Source organism: Roseateles sp. AC306 (assembly GCF_979253795.1).
In genome coordinates this window covers 1-237 of sequence record NZ_CEEDEB010000144.1, presented here as the reverse complement: position 1 = coordinate 237, position 237 = coordinate 1, and the positions used below count along the sequence as shown (strand labels likewise).

The following is a 237-nucleotide window of genomic DNA, read 5'->3' as shown; positions in this document are numbered from 1 at the left end:
TACAACGCGCTGCTTCAGTTGGCCGGCGTCGTCGTCGCCAACGACACGGGCCCGGCCCACAGGGCCGCTGGCGTGGGCGCGAGGCTGCTCAGCATCTGGGGGCCCGTGGACGCCGCGCGCGGGGCGCCCTGGGGCTCGACCGTGACCCTGATGCGACGTGGACCGGGTGAGTGGTCCAGCGTCGACGAGGTCAGTTCAGCCGTGGATCAGGCCTTGCCTTGATTGGCTACAGCGGCT

At 70.9% G+C, this 237-nt stretch carries 1 protein-coding gene; it reads left to right on the top strand.

Annotated elements, in window-relative coordinates:
• Nucleotides 1-222: glycosyltransferase family 9 protein (locus AC0IZJ_RS28740; protein WP_471855689.1), on the top strand; the 222-nt coding region annotated here is incomplete at its 5' end.
• Nucleotides 223-237: the final 15 nt, after the last annotated feature.